Annotated in this window: 1 protein-coding gene; it reads right to left on the bottom strand. The window is 47.2% G+C overall.

The window, feature by feature from the left end:
* Positions 1 to 267 (bottom strand): hypothetical protein (locus VC182_RS11655; protein ID WP_323485378.1); only part of this gene is annotated, 267 nt, incomplete at both ends.

Here is a 267-nt window from a genome sequence, read left to right as displayed (position 1 = left end):
TCGTGTCATAGACCTTGTTATTAGCTGCGGTTGTCAAACGAGGGCCGGTGGTAGAGCCAGGTGTAACGACATAAGGCGTAATGGTGATGTTCTTATTAACTAAGGTGAAGGTGTAATTAGAGGCATCCACACCGCTAACAGCCAAATTCGAACCATATACACCGACGTTTTTACCGCTAGCTGCGCCAGAAATCGTTACCAAATCATTTGTCAGAATTGCTGGCGATGCTACTGCAGGACCCTGGGTCTGAACTTGACCGTTGTAAG

It is taken from the genome of Polynucleobacter sp. AP-Nickl1-40-C4 (genome assembly GCF_035012665.1).
Taxonomy (GTDB): Bacteria; Pseudomonadota; Gammaproteobacteria; order Burkholderiales; family Burkholderiaceae; genus Polynucleobacter.
The sequence above is the reverse complement of the archived record's forward strand: the minus strand, read 5'-3'. Positions and strand labels throughout refer to the sequence as shown.